This is a genomic window from Candidatus Brocadiia bacterium (genome assembly GCA_041658285.1).
In the GTDB taxonomy this organism is placed as follows: domain Bacteria; phylum Planctomycetota; class MHYJ01; order JACQXL01; family JACQXL01; genus JBBAAP01.
Genome location: JBBAAP010000002.1, coordinates 138961 through 158579 on the forward strand (window position 1 = coordinate 138961; position 19619 = coordinate 158579).

Sequence of the window (19619 nt, forward strand, 5' to 3'; positions counted from 1 at the left end):
GGATTAATAAACTATGTGGGACATTCTTATCGCCCGGTTGAAACAGAAATACCGGACCATACCGTATCCGAAAGGACTGCCCGTCCTGCCAGAGCGGTTTATCGGACGGCCGGCGCCGGTATCAAACAGCGCCGGGCATATAGCAGACGCGGTTAAGGCCTGCCCGACCGCGGCATTAAAGATAAGCGCCGGCAATAACCTCAGCCTGGATATGGGCCGATGCGTATTCTGCGGCCAATGCGCCCGGATAGCGCCTGACGCCGTAACCTTCGGGCGTAACCACAGCCTGGCCGGACGAACCCGGGCCGAACTCATCCTTAAGGGAAAAGACCACAAAGCGCCGGAGCCATTGGATACCAAGCTCCTGAAACTGTTCGGCAAATCGCTCAAACTACGCCAGGTAAGCGCCGGCGGATGCGGCGCCTGCGAAGCCGATACCAACGTCTTAAACACGGTCGTGTTCGACCTCGGCCGGTTCGGAATCCAGTTCGTCGCCTCGCCCCGCCACGCGGACGGCCTGTTGATTACCGGGCCGGTAACCAAAAATATGAGGTTAGCCCTGGGAAAAACCTATGCCGCCCTGCCCAAGCCAAAAATAGTCATTGCAACCGGCGCCTGCGCCATCTCCGGCGGGCTGTTCAGCGGGCATCCCGAATCCTGCGACGGAGCCGATACCATCGTCCCGGTAGACCTTTACATCCCCGGCTGTCCCCCACACCCGTTAACTATTCTTGACGGAATGCTCCGCCTTCTTGGCAAGGCCTAGTGCCACTTGGAGCAAAGCGACTTAGTGGCACATTATCCCAACTATTACGTCGGGGCTAGGACCAGTTCGACTAAAAAGAGTTACATGGATATTAGATTCCGTCTATTTAGCAGAAAATCCAGTTAAGCCCTTCGATTATTTAGGATAAATTTGTCTTAACTGGGCAATCATATTAATCAGCCCTTACTCCGAACTGGCTGGCAACCCATAGCGTTAAACTGGATTTCCAGAAATACCAATCCAAGGCATAAAAACACCACCCCCCACCCCCTCCGGGAGGACTCCCCTCCCCGTATATCCCCCCCGGGTTATCTATGGAAGCGGCAAGTGCTTCCTTCGCCTCCAATACAGTAAATCCCTTATGCCGGTGGCATAGTATATTTGTGCCACGTACATAATAGCCTTGTGCCGGTGGCATAGTATACTTGTGCTACGTACATAATAGTCTTGTGCCGGTGGCATAGTATACTTGTGCTACGTACATAATAGTCTTGTGCCGGTGGCATAGTATACTTGTGCTACGTACATAATAGTCTTGTGCCGGTGGCATAATATACTTGTGCTACGTACATAATTGGCTTATGCCGGTGGCATAGCAGACTTGTGCCGGTGGCATAAACGGTTTAAACCTATAAGGAGAGAGTTGGTTTTTGTATTTTGAAGGCGTGTACACCGAGAGCAAAGCCTCCCGCAGGGGCAATTTTTGTCACTTTGCCCTCAAAAACCCCTGATTTTAGGCAAAAAGTGACGATTTTTGTCATTTCTGATGTGTGTAGCGCCTGCAGGGTGTCACCGGACCCGTTGATGGCAAGCAACAGAAGGTTTACCCATATGATTAAGATAGTTAAAATAAAACTTGTTGTGCTTAAGCCAGCTTTTCACAATTCCCTTGCCGGCAAATTTCATAAAAGAACGATAAAAAGATGCCCTATGCGGTTTTGATGGCATTAGTTTTGTGACAGATGCGACTCTTTCAACGACAGTGTTCAAGGCGTCGTTGAATGCGTTTGTGTATGAATAGAAATCGCTGAAGCATTCTATCAAACCGTTTTGCAGTTCGTAAGCGGTCATATTTGTCGGGGTAAACAGGGCGTGCAGCCCGTCGTATAATTCCCAGTTTTTGTGCAGAATCCTTTTTTCCTCTTCCAGTTTGAAATATGTCTTAGTCCCCGGCAAAGGAGTCAATATCGAGTACTGGACATAATCAAGCTTGCTGTCGTGGCAAAAATCAGCCGTCATCTTAAAGACATCTTTGGTATCGGCATCGTTGCCCACGATAAACATGCCGTGCACTTCTATACCGTTGGCGTGAAAAACCCTGATTGAACGTTTTATGTCATCAACCGTTTGATGTTTGTTCATATCTTTCAGGCTTTGCGGGTTTATGGATTCGAAGCCGATATATACTCTTTCACAACCGGCCTGTTTCATCTTGGCGATAAATTCCGGTTTTTTGGTTACTTCGGTTCTTAACTGAGTTGACCATGAGCGGTTAAATTCATGTTCAATCATCATGTCAAGGAGCCTGGTTGTCTTTTCCGTATTGACGGCAAAATGGTCGTCCACGAAAAATATATGCCCAGCCCGGTATCTTGAAATCTCCTCAATAACCCTTTCGGCTGTCTGGGCCCGGTAATCCCTGCCGAACATTTTGGTAACAGAGCAGAAGTTACAATCATAAGGACAACCTCTGGACGTCATTAACGGCCAGGTGCGTATTTTTTCCCAGTTCCTGATAAGGGTAAAATCGGGAAGAGGCAGACCACCCAAGTTATCCGGCCTTGGCGCATATATCTTTTTATCTTTAATCCTGCCGGACAGCACGTCCAGAATGATATTTTCGGCTTCTCCGATAACGACCTGGTCAAAATGCGGGATAACATCGTCCGGAATCATGCTGGCGTGGATTCCGCCGATGACGGTTCTGGATTCAAGTCCGTGTGATTCCCTGATTGATTTATATTCTTTTGCTATTTCCTTGCCCCGGGTAACCGTGGCGGTTATACAGCTTAGGCATAAGATATCAACCGAAGCAAGTTCATCAGGACTGATTGCTCGGCCCGTTATATTCTCGTTAAAAACAGAGACGTCATATCCGGCATCCCGCGCTATCGTTGCCAGGTATACCGGTCCCAACAGCGGGATGGTCATAAACCTGGCAAAGACATTGGAATGCGTGCCCATTGGCTCGACGAATAGAACTCTTTTATTATACATTTTCTTTCCCATTCTCGCTTTCGTTAGAGCCAGTTAGTCCCGATGCCGCCGAAGGCGGTTCGGGGCGATACTGGGTCTTATCCCGATTCACATCGGGGTTCATCTTGTTAAAATAGTCAATAACCAATAAACTTATGCCGAACAATACCAATGACATCGGCCATAATTTATAAGAAATAGTGAAGACGAAGTATAAAACCAGGAAGACGGTTATGAACGATATCGCCATATAAATATGCACTTTGCCTTTGGCAAAAACGCTGGTCATAAAAAAACTCATCCCGACAATACCCAAAAAAACCGGCCAAAGGTATGACAGAACCGTCCATGAAGTATTATTCAGGCAGAGGAAAAATATGCTCAGCAAAATCATGAATGAACCGAGCCAGATAAGCGCGGCATCTCTTCTTTGGCGGCTAAAGAACAGTAAAACAAAACCGCTTCCGGTTATAAGAATAAGGGCAGGCCAGAATTTGCTTATGCCGCTCAGCAGTGAATAGTTTTCAAGCACCAGAACCAGTCCGGCAATTATAAATAGTCCGGCTAAAGCAATGATACTTTTCTTGTTTTTCAAATCCGACTCCTGTTGATTTCATTTCCCTTTATTTATCCCAACCGTAGTCCCTAAAAGAATGCTTCGCTAAGGCCGGTAGGCATAGGCCCAGGCTCTATGGTCACCACCTCGTTATTCGCCTTTGTCGGGCGGGGCGAAGTAGATAAAATCGCCTATGTAGGAAGACAGCGCTTCCCGGAACAGCCCTTCTTTATCTGCCGTCTTTTCGGTGATACTGACCGGTATCAGTGTTTTGTAGGTTGCCGGATACCTCTTGTATGAGCGTTCGGGAATGTTGAATTTGTATTCGATATGGCCGGCTCCGGCCACGACGATTACCTGTGATGCCGGGTTGTCGGCGGCTTTAAGGTAGTTGGCTATGGCCTCGCCGAAGGTTTCGTCCCAGACGCATTGCAAAACATACATCCGGTCTTCGTTGAACTTGGGCGACATCTTTTTCATCTCTTCAAATGACTTCATCACGAACTCGCGGTGCGCCTTATTGGAGGTGTCTATGTCTTTGGCAATAAGCTTCTGCTCGGCCGGAGTCAGTTTATCCCAGCCCTCGTCAACAAGCTTGTTCTTTATCTCTTTTTCCACGTTCAATCCCAGCAGTTTCAGGCCGTTCTCTTTGGCGTAGCGGACTAATCCGACATAATACAGCTCATACCATTCGTTGCTGAATCCTGCCCTGACCGCTTTATCAAACTCAGATTCGGTGATTTTTCCGGCGATATAATCGTCGCAGACCTGCTGTTTGGAACGGTACAGGAACTCCATTGCCAGAACGGCCTTGGGATTCTTCTGGGCCAGGCTTTCGAGGACCTTTTCCTGGAATTTGTGGTGAACCGAATTTGTATGCGATTCGGCCACATAAACAACCCGGATATCCTTAAGCCGTTCTATCAAAACATCATAATCCAGCACCTCAAACGTGTCCAAATCAACGTATTTATTATACAATTCCGGTATTTTAAGCGATGCCAGCTTGACGACCGCCTTTGAAATCACTTCTTCCTCTGACGCACTCAACTGAGCCCTTCTTTTAAACTGGGTTAGCTCGCTATCGGTGCCTGTTCCGGCGCTGACGGCCTTAGTGTCCGGCGCCGCCAGCAGTTCTTTTGCCTCGGGCGGAATAACTATCGCATCTCCCTTGTCATAATTTGAATAATTCATCTCCATCTTCATTTTTACGGCGGCTCCGGCCGCTTTCCCCTCCATATCAAGAATGACCTTGGATAAAAGATAGGCGTCCTTGGCCACCCACATCTTTATTGTCACCTTGTCAAACTTGCCGGCCATACCCTGCACGCCGCTGCCGCCGAATGCTTTGTCGTTGATTGTCTCGGGGTTAACCGTCAGTTCTATGACCTGATAGGATTTGTCTCCTATTTTTTCCTCTTTGCTGATTAAGGCATCCTGGTTGATTCCCGGGATTTGGTTCAGGCCGGCCGGGAACATCTCCGCGGCTAATATCATAGACTTCTGGGCCGGCGATGCCAATGCCCACTTTTTGTCGGCCGGATCCATCATAACCGCGTTTGTGTCATCTGAATAATATTCAAACGGCGTTTTTGTCAATCCGTTGCTCCCATCGATTAATTCGCCATGAGCATAGATATCCTTGTCATATCTGGCGCTGTCGCAGTCAAGAATCCTGATATTCATTCCCATTACACCCATCTCCATCACTATTTTTGACGAGACGCTTTTAGCGTCGGCAAAGTTTTCCACTGCCCTCTTGATAACACCCTTAGCATCCTTGGGCGCTTCTTTGACAACCGGCGCCACCGGCGGTGGCGGCACGATGGGTTTTTGGGCTCCGGATTGGCATCCGGCGAATAATGCCGTTGATACTATCAGGGTGCATATTAACAAGTAGCGCTTATTGCCTGGTTTCATATTAGTTCCTTTCTTATTATGTTATTTGACATATCTCATTACCCGATAACCGGGCAAGGAATGATTCACACATTACTTAATCGCACCTTGGAAGTCAATTTATTTGTCTAATGTGAATAGTGACATCCCGATTATTTACTAACCTATGTCCCGAAAGAATTCGGGACATAGTATCATATTGAAGTAATCGGGATTACACGGCCGTAAGCCTCTCGATCAGATTTTATCTGTTCTGCGAGGCTAACGGACATTATTCACGCCACTACGTGAATAACCCGTGTAAAGAATCTTCCCTAAAAATACGATAACAATATCTGGCTCGTTAACAATCAAGCAACCTAATGTGAAAGGTGTTGTTTATGTCTAAAACTCACATACCGGATAATATCGAAGTAGTTGATACCGAACTGGATTTATCGGCGGCCAGATTGTTGGAATACCTGAACTCCAATAAGAACGCGGCCGTGAAAGAGCTCCTGGCCCATTACGAGGAAATCATCTCTCCCAAACTGCAAGGTCTATTGCCGCCGGAATCAGCGGCGCGGCTGGGCATCCGCATGACACTGGGCCGGCTCCAACGCCAGGGCAAAGTCAAAGTCCTGCGCGACGCCGATACCGGCCAGGACCGGGTCTGCCTGGCAGAAGACCTGGTTTTGAGGAATAAATGGATATCCGCACTGAAAAGCTCACCTAACGTGCTTTAAAACCTAACCACAAAGAATACTAAATAATGACTTTGGCGCCTTTGTGGTGAATAATTTCTGTCTACTATTATTAACCGTTTTCTTACTCCGGAGCGGGTTGTTCCGCAGGCGTCTGACTGGACAGGCTGTAACTCAACCTAGTTTCCGGTATGGATTTGATGAATTCCAGGCCCTCGGGTGTGTAATAGCGGTGCCGGATGTTCCGGGTCAGAACCAGATTCCCATCCTCGCCTTTAAGAAAGTTGAGCTGGCGCAGTTGCTCATTCTTGTATTCCTTAAAATCGCTGTAGAAGATATCGATATAAGCTGACAGGCTGTTATTGGTCGGTCCGAACCCCTGTGCGTAGAGGTATTTCTGTTCGAGCACGTCGCCGACGTCTATCATATTCTGATAGCGCTTGTTCTTATCCTTGGCCAACATCTTCATAATGATTAATGACAACGATTCGGGAATGTCGGTCCGGAACTGATGCGGCGGAATGATTTCACGGGACATCTGGTCTATGACCCAGTTCCTTTGCTCTTCAAATGACAACCGCCGGGGATAGGTGTAGGGATGGATGCCGGTAATGAGCTCGTAGGCCACCAGGCCGAGCGAAAAGATGTCGGTGCGAGTGTCTATACCCTCCTGCTTAATCTGTTCCGGCGACATATAGGCCAGTTTGCCGGCGAAGAATTTCATTTCCTCTTGCGTCTGGGCGGCCACGCCAAAGTCGGACAGCTTGCAGACTCCGTGGTTGTTAATCAGAATATTACCGGGCGAGATGTCGCGGTGGATGATATACTGGTGCGCATAACCCAACGCCCGGCAGATGCGGCTGATGATGAAGCCGGTCAGTTCGCATGGTATAAGCAGATGTTTTTCCAGGTGGTCGCTATAAAGGGTCTGCAAGTCCGGCCCCTGGACATAGTCCATGGCGATGAAATAAAGCTTGCGATTGTCCGGCGCGTGTGACGGATGTATTTTATGAGTAGACAAGACCGGCTGTTTCCGGTTAAGCATCTGCCCTATCGGAGAAAAATGGTTGTAACGCCGCTGATCCTTGGGCTGACCGGCTGAAAGAGAATCTATCTCGCCGCGAAACGACGGCGGTAACGACGATACCGGTAATGACTCCATACCGTAAGTCTTGACGATATTTTCATGCCGAAGCATAGTGGCAATATTGGCTTCGTGCTTTAGCCGACTTTCGTGCTCTTTGGAAAGCGTCTTAACCGTTTTCAGAACGACATAGTCATTGACGCCTTCGGTATGCTTTTCGGCCAGGAAAACTATACCCATACCGCCCCGGCCTATCTCGTCTACCAACGTATAGGTGGAAGTGGAATGGAAAGAAATACCTGCTAATTCGCTGTTACTCATTAGATTTAACTTCACTCACGTGCCGTAATGTCGGAAAAAGAATCACATCCCTGATGGATTTACTGTTGGTCAGAACCATAACCAGGCGATCGATACCGATACCCAGCCCACCGGCCGGCGGCATGCCGTAGGACAGGGCCGTGACGTAGTCTTCGTCCAGCTTGACGGCGCCTTCGGCCTTTTCTTTGAGCTGGCATTCGAAGCGGGACTGTTGGTCGGCCGGGTCGTTAAGCTCGCTGAAGGCGTTGGCCAGTTCCATACCGGTCATAAACAGTTCGAACCGCTCGGCCAGCTCGGGATTGTCACGCTTGGATTTGGTCAGCGGACATATAGCCGCCGGGTAATCGGTCACGAATATCGGGCCAACCAGGTGCGGTTCGACAAATTTTTCAAACAGGTCGTTGGCCACCTTGGGAAAAGAGGCATTCTTCGGTATTGCTATGCCGGACTCCCCGGCTTTTTTGAGCACCGCTTCCTGATCGTGGTAATCCACGCCGCAGTGCTGGTTAAACAGTTCTATGTAAGGCTTCCTCTGCCAGGGCGGAGTCAGGTCCAACGCCGTATCATTGAAGGTTATCTTAAGCGAAGGCAAGACTTTTTTGGCTATCTCGGTAACCAGGTATTCGGTCAGGTTCATCATATCGTTGTAATCGGCGTAAGCCTGGTAAATTTCTATCATAGTAAACTCGGGATTATGATGCGTGGATATGCCTTCGTTGCGGAAGTTGCGGTTGATTTCGTAGACCCTTTCCATACCGCCGACCAACAGGCGCTTGAGGTAGAGCTCCGGTGCAATCCTGAGGTATAAATCCATATCCAGCGCGTTGTGATGGGTAATGAACGGCCGGGCCGCGGCACCGCCCGGTATCGTGTGCATCATAGGCGTTTCCACTTCGACAAAACCTTTGTCGTCCAGGAAATAGCGCAGATACCTGATTATCTGGGTACGATTTAGGAATGTCTGGAGCACCTCGGGGTTGGAAATAAGGTCAAGATAGCGCTGGCGATAGCGGATTTCGACATCCTTGAGTCCGTGCCACTTTTCAGGCAAAGGCAATAATGACTTGGTCAACAATGTTAATGCGGTGACCAGTATGGTTATCTCGCCGGTCTTGGTCTTGAACAAGTCGCCCTTGATGCCGATGATATCGCCGATATCGAGAAGCTCGAAAACCCGATATTGTTTTTCGTCTATCTTATCTTTCTTGATGTATAGCTGAACCCTACCGGACCAGTCACGCAGGTCCAGGAAAGCGGCCTTGCCGTGGCCGCGGATGGCCATAAGCCGCCCGGCTACGGTTACAGGCTTGCTTGCGGGCTGGCCAATATCAGCATGAGCCTGGCCTTCGATTTTGGCAAAATCCTCGAGCACTTCCTTAATCGAAACGCTGTCCGGAAAAGAGTAGGTAAAGGGATTGATACCCAATTCTTTAAGCGCAGCCAATTTCTTGAGTCGTTCTTCGTGGTAAGTATTCACTTTATATCGCTCCCATCATTCTCAATAATCTTTTGGCGTTCTGATACAATTCGCTGTCGGGCTTGGTCAGCCTGAGTACACTACACAGGTAAGGCATCGCCTTACGGTTCTGGCCCATCTGGCAATAGTGGTTGCCCAGGTTGTAATAAGGCCTGGGGTTATAGGGATTTTCCTGTATTTCCTTTTCATACTCCGAGACTGTTATACGGGCGAATTCGCTGTCGGTAATTTCGGACGACAAAGGATAATCAACCACATTGCTGCCGTCAACACCCATGCTGCCAGCCGTTACGCCGCCAAGATGGGACAGAAAATCCAAAGCCTTTTCCGGTTGGTCAAGCTTGGCATAGGCCATAATCAGTCCGTTCCGGGCGTCGGTATACTGAGAATCGAGCTCCAACGCTTTCTGGAATGAATTTGCCGCGGACTGGTAGTCGTTGTTGGTGTTCATCATCTGCTGGCCCATCTGGTAATACTGCTGGGCCATGGCTACCGGAGTCAGTACGGCGCTGGCGGCGGCTCCGCCGACTCCAACACAGCCGGGCAAACAAGCCAGCACGGCGATGATTAACAGGCATATAAATTTCATAGGGCTATGGTTTATATTAAAAGCGGTGCCCTGTCAAGAATTAAATAGGCCAGGCGATCCGAACGGTTAAATATCCGATTGCGCCTTAATATCACCCTTGATGCCGATGGTAATTTCGCGAGCCGGTATCTTCTTTTCTGACGACTCAAGCGCCTTTTTGGTGATATGAACCAGGCCGGAACAGCACGGCACCTCCATATGCAAAACGGTGATTGACTTGATTTTAGCTGTCTTGAATATGTCCGTAAGTTTTTCCAGGTAATACTGGCTGTCGTCGAGTTTTGGGCAGGCGATAATCAGCGATTTACCGCTAATGAAGTCCTGGTGGAAATCGGCATAGGCATAGGAGGTACAGTCTGCCGCAATGACCAAGTCGCGATTCTGCAGAAACGGCGCGGTGGACGGCACCAGCATCAACTGGATAGGCCAATTAGCCAGCCGGGAATCGGGCCGGACAGAGAACGGAGCGGTGGCTGACGGACAACGCTCATTGCTCAAATCCCTAACCTGGCTGGACGGGCAACCGCAGGGCAAAGTCTTGGCGGCCGCCTGCTCCTTATGTTTTTCGGCCGCGGCCAGGCTAAATGGAGACACCTCGCGATTTTCGATAGTAATAGCGCCTTCGGGGCATTCGCCGATGCAAGCACCTAAGCCGTCGCAGTAGGTCTCGCTGACCAATTTAGCCTTGCCGTTGACTATTTTCAGAGCCCCTTCAACACAACCAGTAACGCATTGACCACAACCGGTGCATTTGGACTCGTCTATCTTAACTATCTTTCTTTTTGTCTTCATCGCGTCTTTCATATTTGCTGTCCTTTTCCATATTTAATAATGTTTTCTTATTGACATCCCCTGTTTCAACGGCGCAGGGTGCGTCCTTTTCCACATCCTTCAAATCACGGCCAATGCAATATTTAGCATGCTGGCACCACTCGGCACAGCCAAGATCAAGCTTAGGATTCCGGAAACGATGTCCGCATTTTTTACAACGCCGATAGACATCATCCTTCCAAAACTCAACCCCGGCCCGGCATTTTGGGCAGGCGACATCGAATATGTCCTCGGGCTTCCAGAACCTGGTATCCTGTCCCGGGCATCCACCCATAAATCACCTCATCATTCAACGAATAACGGTTATCATAAATAGATTTTACGAGGCTGTGACGGAATGTCAATATAAATTTTCCAATAATTCTTATTTTTTTGTAGTAAAATGGCCTCGCCGATCATATATATATTAGGAAAGGAGATAAATGGCTATCCTAAAGGAACTAATCGCCTGCCAACCATTAAGAAAGGAGTAAATATATGTTCCGTATTAAAAGAAAAGACGACGACCCAAGTATGGAAATAAACATGACTCCGATGATTGACGTGATTTTTCAGCTGATTATCTTCTTTATGTGCTCGATTCATTTCAAGTCATTGGAAGGAAAACTGCAGTCTTATCTGCCAAAGAATAAAGGCCCAGAACCGACTATCGTTACAGAACCAGATGATCTAAATGAAGTGCGTATCAAGCTTATCTATAGCCCGGATAGCAAACCGCTGATGAGCAAAATTGTAATCGGCACCGAGAACATACCGGATTGGGACGCTCTGGAAAAACGGGTAACCTCAATTACGGCGGATCAGAGAAATCGAATAACCGAAAAACCTATCCCATTCAAGATAGACCCTCAACTTAAGGTACCAACCCAGGCAGTTATTAATGTAATCAATATATGTAAAAAGGCAGGTGTCAGCAAGATAGAATTTGCGTACAAGCCGCCGGATAAGTAATTATTTACCGGATGGCATCACGACTTCAGGCGTGGTCAAGGCAAAAGCTATGCCAACCGGGCATTATTTATCTTTACTTTGACAAATATTTTTTTATAATATTCTCAGATTTTTGTAGTAAAATGGCCTCGCCGATCATATATATGGTAGAGGGAAGTGTTAATATCCCGGCTTTTTGGGGCAGAAAGGCGTTTTGAGTGGATAATAAGCCTCAGGAACAGGATAACCTAAAAGGAGGTACTGATAACCGGGCGCCTGATATCGAGTTGGTCCGAGCCTCTAAAAAAGGCGACAAGAAAGCCTTTGAGGAGCTGATTAACAGGTATTATAAGGCTGTTTTCGGGTATATTTACCTGCGGGTAAATAACCAACTTACAAGCGAAGAGCTGACGCAAGAGACCTTTTTACGCGGTTACAGGTCACTTCGAAAGCTGTCAGCCAGAACCGGGTTTGCCGAGTGGCTCTTTACCATTGCCCGAAACTGTCATGGCGAATGGGTTCGTGACCAAAAGCGTGCAATCAGTCATAAAACCGAAACCATGGAATCGGCTAAATCGACCGATCCGGAGCTGATAACCAAGGCCGGCAATGCCGAAAAGGAGAGACTGGAAGACCTGATGCACCTGATGAAGGAACTGCCGGAAAATCATTACCTGCTGTTAACTATGCGGTTCCAACAGGGAATGAGTTGTGAAGAAATCGCCCGGGCGCTTGACCAACCGGTCGGAACGGTAACCGGCACCCTGGCACGAGCTTATAAATTACTGAAAGATGGGCTTAAGTATGAATAATTTTGACGAAAATGATAAATCAGCCATGACAGAGCCGGAGCTGCCTAAAGAGCTGGAAGGCATGCTTAAAGAAACCTTTAAGAGAATGTCTCCGCCTAATACGGCCGCGCTGAACTGCAAAATGCATATCGCCGGAATGCCTAAACCGTCGGAAAGCATTTGGCTGTATCCTATTATTTACCCGGCGGCAGCGGTTGTTTTAAGCATCCTAAGCATTTTTATAATGATGAACTATATGGTTTCTCCTGACCTAGCGCGGGAAACCAGCTTGGTCGCCGATAAGGAAATAACCTTGACCGACGGAACTATTCTGGGCATCGGCAAGGAGTCGTCGGTTAAGATAGAGGAAAACAACCGGACGCTGGTTCTGGAAAAAGGCTGGCTCAGGGTCAATTGCCCAACCGCATCCGGATTGCCCGGACAGAATAAATTGCGCATTATTGCTCCGGCCGGCACAATAATAAATAAAGGCGATAATTTTATGGCCGGTTATTCGTCATCATCAAGAACCTTCTCCGTATGGGGAAGTATTGAACTTTTAACTTCTAAATAGGAGGCAATTATGAACAGATTTACAGCTGACAAAAAAGGCGTCGTCTTCATAGTGGTTCTGGGTATTCTGGTTCTGCTGGTACTTCTGGGCGTAACCTTCAGCCTGGTAGCCCGGATCGACAAGACCAGCTCGGCTTCTTACGCAGACCGAGTCCGGGCTAAGATGATTGCCCAAAGCGGCATCGAAACAGCTATCGCTAAAATTAAAGCAACCAACGCTCAATTTCCACCCGAAGCCATGTACTGGGGCGAGGATGCCAATAAAAACGGCAAGCTCGATGCGGATGAAGACCAGAATAAAAATGGCATACTTAACGTGGCCGACTGCCCGCTGGATTACGCACTCCGGCCATCATTCGCAACAGTTGATAAAGATGATAAACCTAAAACTTTCCAGTTCAAGAACCACAAACGCGGATATTCGGGCGAACTACCAGCTGTTACAAGTGGGACTTCGGATACCTTCGCCATAAAAATAACCGATTGCAACAGCATGATCTGCATCAACAGCGAAAGCAAAGGGCTGGAACAAATACTCAATAACATAGGTATTATCCTAGACCTGGGCGATAATCTCGGCTCCAGGATTATCAACGTCCGCTATTCGCTGGCCACCAAGAAATTTTCCACCAAGGAAGAGTTAAAAACAACCCTGGGCACGGATACCTACAACAAAGTATCCCCCTACCTGACCGTTTACGCCTATATCAACGAAAAAGTTGTCAAGCCCAAACCGCTGTCCGAAAGGCCCTGCCGAACGCTGGACGGCAACAAACGCCAACTTGAAGTAGGAAGCAATGTCTATACCTGGGCTTCTCTTAACCCGGGCAAACTGGAACTTGAAAAACGCGCCCCGATAAACATCAACGTCGCGGCCAAACCCATCCTTATGGCGGTATTCGGCAATATTGAGGGTTTCTACCTTAAGGAAGAGGATGTTTCCACCGCTGGTCTTGAATTTCCACCAACAATATCAACATATAAAGATGACGGAATAAATAATGCTCAAAGGATAGGAATTATTCAATCTACCAGTATTGACCTGAAAAAAATCGGGCAAAATAGTTTGGCCGAACAAATTGCCGACAAAATAATAACGAAAAGAGCAGAAAAACAATTTTCATCTTGGGATGATTTCGATAACTTCCTTAAGGATTTAATCTATGATGGAACTCTGGGTGCAAGCAGCGATATAAAAACAGAAGCTCTTTATGATATTATCAGAGCAAATGCAAATCCAAACACTTTATTGAATGATTTCAACCCGAACAAAACTACTTGGCGCTTTGTGGACAAGGCTGATTTAAATATTTATACAACCGAATTTTGCTTCCAACCTATGGGCTATTTTGAAATCGAGTCCCAAGGCCTGTTGTCAACACCAACCCCAAGCACTTCAGGCACCCCAATTGCCGAATTACCCCGCAGAATACTCTCCGATTATCGAATAAAATGCATTGTTAAACTTTGGGAAAATATCTACCAAACTACTCAAAAAGACTTTTCCAACGGAACTATATCCAAAATACCATCGGGCGAAATGTATAATACTTCTACCGGCGACAACCAAGCACTTCAGCTTTATCCAGAACCTGCCATAAATGATTACCCCAAGAATTGTGAAGCTGACGGCCAAATTATGCTGGCCACACTTCAGAATACCGCTTCAAAACAAAGCGTAAAAATGAGACTTCATTTCGATAAAGCATTAAAAGCTAATGACAGTTGGACCCAGGATGTCGACATTGAGGAAGAAACAGAGGAGGCCGACGCCAACCTGGTTCCTCATGGCGCATCCTTCAATCGGCCCAATACCAAGAGTCTTTTCAATGACTCCAAGGAAGGCCCCGGATCGCTTTACCCAGATGGAGCTTATTCGGAATGGGGCGCTACTCCAACATATCACAAAAGTAATTTTGTCGCTTACGAGAAACAAAAAGACCCTAAAACAGGCCAAGATAAACCAACGCAAAGATTATACGGCTCATTATCCTTCTGGTTAAAATCAAACTATATTAACACCGAAAGATATAGCAGCACAAAGCCAAGAATATTATTCTCGGCTACCAGATGCAGTATCGCGGAGATCAGGGCTGGCGTTAACCAAACACTCAACACAACTGTTTTTGAGCTTTTCGCGTTCCCTTATAAATATCTCGAGTACCCTAAACATGAATTTGTTAAAAACGACAGTAGCGGCGTCTGGCGAAATTATTTGTTATTCCAGCCCAAAGGAAGATATTTGTGGTTTTGGGAAATCGATCAACGGCCAAGCGTAACAACTGCCGATGAATACATGGTAACCAATGATTATGTAAGCTCTGATTCAAGTATGAACTCCGGATTAGGAAGACACAACCGAAATGAATGGACTCATATCGCTATTGTATGGGACAGTGACCCAAAAACTGGAGTTTCATCATTTCCCTCACCATGCTCAACTTGCGGTGCTGATGGACAAGTCCCGATCCCCTGTAGTAACTGCGATTCAAATGGAAAGGAAAAAGTGGCGACAGGAAGTGAAGAATGCAAGATCTGCAATGGAACAAAAACTGTCCCTAAATACTGTCCTACTTGCGGAGGAAATGGGCGAGTAAACGAAAAATATGAAGACATCGGAAACTGTCCAAAATGTAACGGAACGAAAAAAGAAGAAACCACAACAAAAGAGACATGTACTCAATGCAACGGCACTATGAAAATTACAGAAAACTGCAAGAAATGCGGAGGACAAGGATTTACTCCAGGCCTGCCTCCTTACGGCCAAGATCCCTGCAAAGCATGCAATGAAACAGGAAAAAAAGAAGTTAAATGCCCAGGATGTAAAGACGGATCAATCGATGTCCCGACAGGTCAATTCAAAAATTGTACCAGATGCGGTGGCTCAGGAAAGGAAAAAGTGCTAAAAAATAGGGGCATACCTTGTACTGCCCCCGGATGCGACAAAGGGGTACTTACTGGTCAAACAAGTCCATGCCCTTCTTGTAAAGGTTCTGGGATGACTGATGTAAAGCTTGATTGTCCCGTCTGCGGCGGTAAAGATAGAGTACGTAAGGATAGCCAGGGTAATCCAGTTACTACGGGTTGCAGCAAATGTGCTGGAACCGGCGCGATAATAACAGAATTTACTGAAAGAAGTGTTCAAAGTTGTTTCGCCCTAATAGTTAATGATTCTATATACATCAATGATGTCTGCTGGAAACAAGCTAAAACCCCTCCGGAAGCACCAAATGAGTATCCTGATTTTTCCGCCGGATACAATCTTCTCAGGTTGGGCGAAAGATATGGTTCACAAATTTGGAATTTTGGAGCCGATTCAACAATTGATGAATTCTCAATAAACCAATATGATTTATCTAAAGAAGCTCAGGAATTAGCAATCCAAGAATTCCACAACGGACGTTATTATAAGGGCGAAGCAACATTCACATCTGACTTGGTCCAAATCTTTACACCAACTGGAGATACCAATTCTATGAATGCCTCGGTATCATGGACGGCATATTACCCAAAGGATTGGGATACATCAAAAAGAGGAGTAGAAATACAATTTTTTGACGAATCAAACACCTCCATATCAGAAGCTCTTTCAGACCCTGAAGGAAGCGACTTCACAATACCTCTCAATAAAACAAAAGGATATGCAACCAAAATCAAATACAAATTACTTTTCCACGGAGACACTGATGACTTAAATACCCCCCTTTTGGAAAGCCCAATATTTGACGATATAACAATAAAGATTATTTACCCTGAACCTATGGTTCTAAAATGGTCTTCGGAGTAAACTTACTGATATGCCTCAAATTAATGTTCCCCGGATTATTCTAATCCTCCTATTAATCCTGGGAATTAATACAACTCTTTATGCGGACGAAAAAAAAGTCGAGATCGAAGTTTTCACTTCAATTAGCAACGCAAATAAACCGTCTGAATTATTACTAATTGAGTTAAAAACAAACATTCCTAAAGAAACACTTATGGTAATGAACATTAGCGGAACTATTTACCGTTCAAATAGCTTAAAAAATATTGCCGTCTCGACCTTACGTGCGGAAATCGACAAAAAAGGCTATTGCTCAGCGAAATCCTTAACTGTCAAACTTAATGTGTGCGAAGAATATAAAATCGAGGTATCAATTGACAGTGATTACTTGAGAAACAAAGAAAAACCGCTAAAAAAGCAGGGTTATAATATTGAGGACCTTTCAAAAATAAGAATAATACATTCTATTAACCTTGCATCTCCGTCCTTATCTATGAAAAGGCAAAAAAGCGCTTTATCCATAGCGGCAGAACTGCGCAAATTGATTAATTTACAACCGGATATCGCCAGATGCATGCAAGAATATAAGTCCTTATCATCTAATATAGAACTTTCGAATCAACTTAAAAGAATACAACAAACTATGTCTAAGGAAAATTTCTTCCTTGATACCGCAGATTATATCCAACAAATAACCAAACGAATATATTTATACGAATTATCCCTTAACTCCAACCCGCAGGAAACTCTTGTTAAACTCCCAACCCCAGAAGAAATGAGTATTGCTTATAATGTTTTTAGCGAAGAAATCGGCTTTAAAATTCATCAGGATTTACTCTATTTGATAAAAACCTACCAGGAATCGCTTGGCGATAATCTAGGAAATATGCAAAATAATATCACCCTCGAAAATATAAATCAAAAAAAATGGGTCAGTGCAAATACTAATTCAAAAAAACTCCTGGATCAAATTATTGAGGAATGCGCCGCTTACAAAACAGTCGGCAATTTCCCTGACAATAGTTACTCGAAAAAAATAGACTACTTTATAGCTGCTTGTTCAAAAACAGACACCTTAAGGGAATCTCTAATCAATCTCGTTAAGGAACCAAACAACACTAATTTCTTAAAGATTGCAAAACAAAACTGGCGTGTAGTATTAGAGCATTTAAGCGCCATCAAGCTTGTTACCCAACAAAAATAACAAGCTTATTTATCTAATTTTCCCTTGATAAACTGCGCCCTAAGTATGTCCCGCTCGGTCGCATTGAGCGACTTCTTTTCCATTTTTTGAAGGTGGGACGGCTGGGTAAGAATAAACAACTCGTTAATCGTTTTAAGAGAAATATCTTTTATCAATCCCGTGGTGATACCCAGCCGGATAACCGAAAAAAGCTCCAGAGCTTCTTCCGACGAAACTGACCGCGCATAACGAAGCACCCCGTAAGAGCGATAAACCTTGTCTTCCATGCGTTTATGGGAGTCATTGAGCATCTTATCACGGCAACCCCGCTCATATTTTACTATCTCCGGGATGATATTAGCCAATTCGCTGGCTATCTCCTTTTCTGATTTTCCCAGGGTCACCTGGTTGGAAATCTGGTAGAAATCACCGGTTGCTTCCGTGCCTTCGCCGTAAAAACCGCGAACCATTATTTTTATCCGGCCAAGAGCCTGGAATACTTTATTTATCTGCTTAATCATAGCTAGAGCCGGCAGGTGAAGCATAACCGAAACACGCATGCCGGTCCCGGCGTTGGTAGGACAGGCGGTCAGGTATCCGAACTGCGGCGAAAAAGCATACGGCAAAACGCTTTCCACCTGGTTATCAAGCGCGTCAAGCTCCTCCCAGGCTTTTTCTATCTGCAAGCCGGATTTGAGGACCTGAAGCCTGAGATGGTCCTCCTCATTGACCATGATAGCCTGCGATTCCTTACTGTTGACAAAAAGCCCTCTTGCCCCGCTACCCGAAACCATGTCCTTACTTATCAGGTGGCGCTCAACCAACAACCCCCTGTCCAGGCTGTTCATTTCTTTCATAAAAAAATAATCCGTGCCAGACTTTGACAGAATCGGTTGAAGTTTGGCCCTGATATACTCCTCTATTTCCGACTGCTGTTTCTCATTAGCCATGGTCAGAAAAATAAAGCCGTGAAGATTCCGGGCCAGTCGTACGCGGCTGCTTATAACCACATCAGAATCCGGGCCGTTACCTTTAATCCATTCCCCGGCCTGCGACAAGAAACTATCGATTTTCATCTGTTTTTTTATTCTTAGCGGCATTCTTTCTGGCGCCGGATTTCTGCCGCAAAGAATTGATTTTATCCCTGATTTTAGCGGCTTCCTCGAATTTCTCCTGCCTGACCAATTGCTCCAGTTCTTTCTGCAAATCCTTAATCTCCTTTTCCTTAAGCACATTAGGGTTAACCTGGGCCGGCACCTTGCCTCTATGGTGGGTGCTATGATGTATCTTTTCCAGTAACGGCTCGACGCCGCCCTTAAAAACTTCATAATCATGGGCGCATCCAAACCGCATTTTTGTCTTAAAAAGCAAATAGCTCATCCCGCAATGTTCGCACTTGGCATCAGCCATTTCCTTGACCATTTTTCCGATAATCGGCTCCATAAAACTGCCCATTATTTCAGCCAGAGAGAAGGGCATTTTATGGGTCACGCCTTCTTTCTGAGCGCAATCGGTGCAGAGATGGAGCTCTTGATTAACATTATGATTGACTATCTCAGTCATATGGATAGTCGCCTGTTTTTTATTACACTTACCGCACAGCATAATAGCACGCTCCACACTGGGCTGATTCCCAGACGCATACCTTGATCACTTTAACCCGTTTGGTTTTTAGTTTTTTCTGAAGTTTAACTGATATTAAAAATGAAATATTTTCGGTGGTCGGGTTTAACTTTCTAAAATCCGGCAGCTCGTTCAGGTATTTATGGTCGTATTCTTCCAGAACTGAATTGATTATTTTCTTAAGCTCGTCAAAATCAATAATCATGCCCTGAGAATTAAGTTTGCCGCCCCGTATGGTCACATCCACATTCCAGTTATGGCCGTGCAGATTCTCGCACTTACCGCGGTATCCTCGTAATCTATGAGCCGAAGAAAAATGGTTTTTTATCAAAAGTTCATACATATCTACTG

Annotated in this window: 18 protein-coding genes; 7 read left to right on the top strand and 11 right to left on the bottom strand. The window is 46.0% G+C overall.

Annotation, left to right across the window (positions count from 1 at the left end; translation table 11 throughout):
• The first annotated feature begins 13 nt into the window (after positions 1-13).
• Entirely contained in the window at positions 14-766 is a 753-nt protein-coding gene (locus WC980_02630) for a hydrogenase (GenBank protein ID MFA5793956.1), read from the top strand.
• Positions 767-1555: 789 nt separating this feature from the next.
• On the opposite strand, the gene WC980_02635 is transcribed toward WC980_02630, so the two are convergent.
• The 3 genes from WC980_02635 to WC980_02645 form a co-directional block, all read right to left on the bottom strand.
• On the bottom strand, positions 1556-2995 hold the full coding sequence (locus WC980_02635) for a radical SAM protein (protein MFA5793957.1): 1440 nt from the start codon (positions 2993-2995) through the stop codon (positions 1556-1558).
• Positions 2976-3557: a hypothetical protein gene (locus WC980_02640; protein ID MFA5793958.1), complete on the bottom strand. Its 582-nt coding sequence runs from the start codon at positions 3555-3557 to the stop codon at positions 2976-2978. The genes WC980_02635 and WC980_02640 overlap by 20 nt, the downstream gene beginning before the upstream one ends.
• 111 nt (positions 3558-3668) lie before the next feature.
• On the bottom strand, positions 3669-5438 hold the full coding sequence (locus WC980_02645) for a ChaN family lipoprotein (protein ID MFA5793959.1): 1770 nt from the start codon (positions 5436-5438) through the stop codon (positions 3669-3671).
• 359 nt (positions 5439-5797) lie between these two features.
• Between WC980_02645 and WC980_02650 the strand changes: the two genes are divergently transcribed.
• On the top strand, positions 5798-6142 hold the full coding sequence (locus WC980_02650; GenBank protein MFA5793960.1) for a hypothetical protein: 345 nt from the start codon (positions 5798-5800) through the stop codon (positions 6140-6142).
• Positions 6143-6224: 82 nt separating this feature from the next.
• Here WC980_02650 and WC980_02655 read toward each other — a convergent pair whose 3' ends face one another.
• The 5 genes from WC980_02655 to WC980_02675 form a co-directional block, all read right to left on the bottom strand.
• Positions 6225-7505 (bottom strand): serine/threonine-protein kinase, encoded by a 1281-nt coding sequence (locus WC980_02655; protein ID MFA5793961.1) that lies wholly within the window; start codon positions 7503-7505, stop codon positions 6225-6227.
• Complete coding sequence (gene lysS / locus WC980_02660; GenBank protein ID MFA5793962.1) at positions 7498-8982, bottom strand: lysine--tRNA ligase; 1485 nt, start codon at positions 8980-8982, stop codon at positions 7498-7500. The genes WC980_02655 and lysS overlap by 8 nt, the downstream gene beginning before the upstream one ends.
• Before the next feature lies 1 nt (position 8983).
• Positions 8984-9571, bottom strand: coding sequence for a tetratricopeptide repeat protein (locus WC980_02665; protein MFA5793963.1), 588 nt, complete (start codon positions 9569-9571; stop codon positions 8984-8986).
• Between the two features lie 66 nt (positions 9572-9637).
• Positions 9638-10375: a 4Fe-4S binding protein gene (locus WC980_02670; GenBank protein ID MFA5793964.1), complete on the bottom strand. Its 738-nt coding sequence runs from the start codon at positions 10373-10375 to the stop codon at positions 9638-9640.
• A complete protein-coding gene (locus WC980_02675) occupies positions 10338-10676 on the bottom strand; it encodes a hypothetical protein (GenBank protein MFA5793965.1) in 339 nt (112 codons plus the stop codon). The genes WC980_02670 and WC980_02675 overlap by 38 nt, the downstream gene beginning before the upstream one ends.
• A gap of 203 nt (positions 10677-10879) precedes the next feature.
• Here WC980_02675 and WC980_02680 point away from each other — a divergent pair, with 203 nt between their 5' ends.
• The 5 genes from WC980_02680 to WC980_02700 all read left to right on the top strand — a co-directional run bounded on the left by WC980_02680 (position 10880) and on the right by WC980_02700 (position 17666).
• Positions 10880-11353, top strand: coding sequence for a biopolymer transporter ExbD (locus WC980_02680; protein MFA5793966.1), 474 nt, complete (start codon positions 10880-10882; stop codon positions 11351-11353).
• Between the two features lie 197 nt (positions 11354-11550).
• Positions 11551-12144: a sigma-70 family RNA polymerase sigma factor gene (locus tag WC980_02685; protein ID MFA5793967.1), complete on the top strand. Its 594-nt coding sequence runs from the start codon at positions 11551-11553 to the stop codon at positions 12142-12144.
• Positions 12137-12697, top strand: coding sequence for a hypothetical protein (locus WC980_02690; GenBank protein MFA5793968.1), 561 nt, complete (start codon positions 12137-12139; stop codon positions 12695-12697). The genes WC980_02685 and WC980_02690 overlap by 8 nt, the downstream gene beginning before the upstream one ends.
• Before the next feature lie 9 nt (positions 12698-12706).
• A complete protein-coding gene (locus tag WC980_02695; GenBank protein ID MFA5793969.1) occupies positions 12707-16483 on the top strand; it encodes a hypothetical protein in 3777 nt (1258 codons plus the stop codon).
• A 10-nt stretch (positions 16484-16493) separates the two neighbouring features.
• Positions 16494-17666, top strand: a complete 1173-nt coding sequence (locus tag WC980_02700) for a hypothetical protein (protein ID MFA5793970.1) — start codon at positions 16494-16496, stop codon at positions 17664-17666.
• 5 nt (positions 17667-17671) lie between these two features.
• Here the strand turns inward: WC980_02700 and WC980_02705 are convergent, their stop codons facing one another.
• Genes WC980_02705 through queD form a run of 3 tightly spaced genes read right to left on the bottom strand, consistent with a single transcriptional unit; the run spans position 17672 to position 19611 of the window.
• On the bottom strand, positions 17672-18745 hold the full coding sequence (locus WC980_02705; protein ID MFA5793971.1) for a protein arginine kinase: 1074 nt from the start codon (positions 18743-18745) through the stop codon (positions 17672-17674).
• On the bottom strand, positions 18708-19208 hold the full coding sequence (locus WC980_02710; GenBank protein ID MFA5793972.1) for a UvrB/UvrC motif-containing protein: 501 nt from the start codon (positions 19206-19208) through the stop codon (positions 18708-18710). Before WC980_02710 ends, WC980_02705 begins: the two co-directional genes overlap by 38 nt.
• Before the next feature lie 28 nt (positions 19209-19236).
• The gene (queD, locus tag WC980_02715) at positions 19237-19611 is read right to left on the bottom strand and encodes a 6-carboxytetrahydropterin synthase QueD (GenBank protein MFA5793973.1); all 375 of its coding nucleotides are present in this window, start codon (positions 19609-19611) and stop codon (positions 19237-19239) included.
• Positions 19612-19619: the final 8 nt, after the last annotated feature.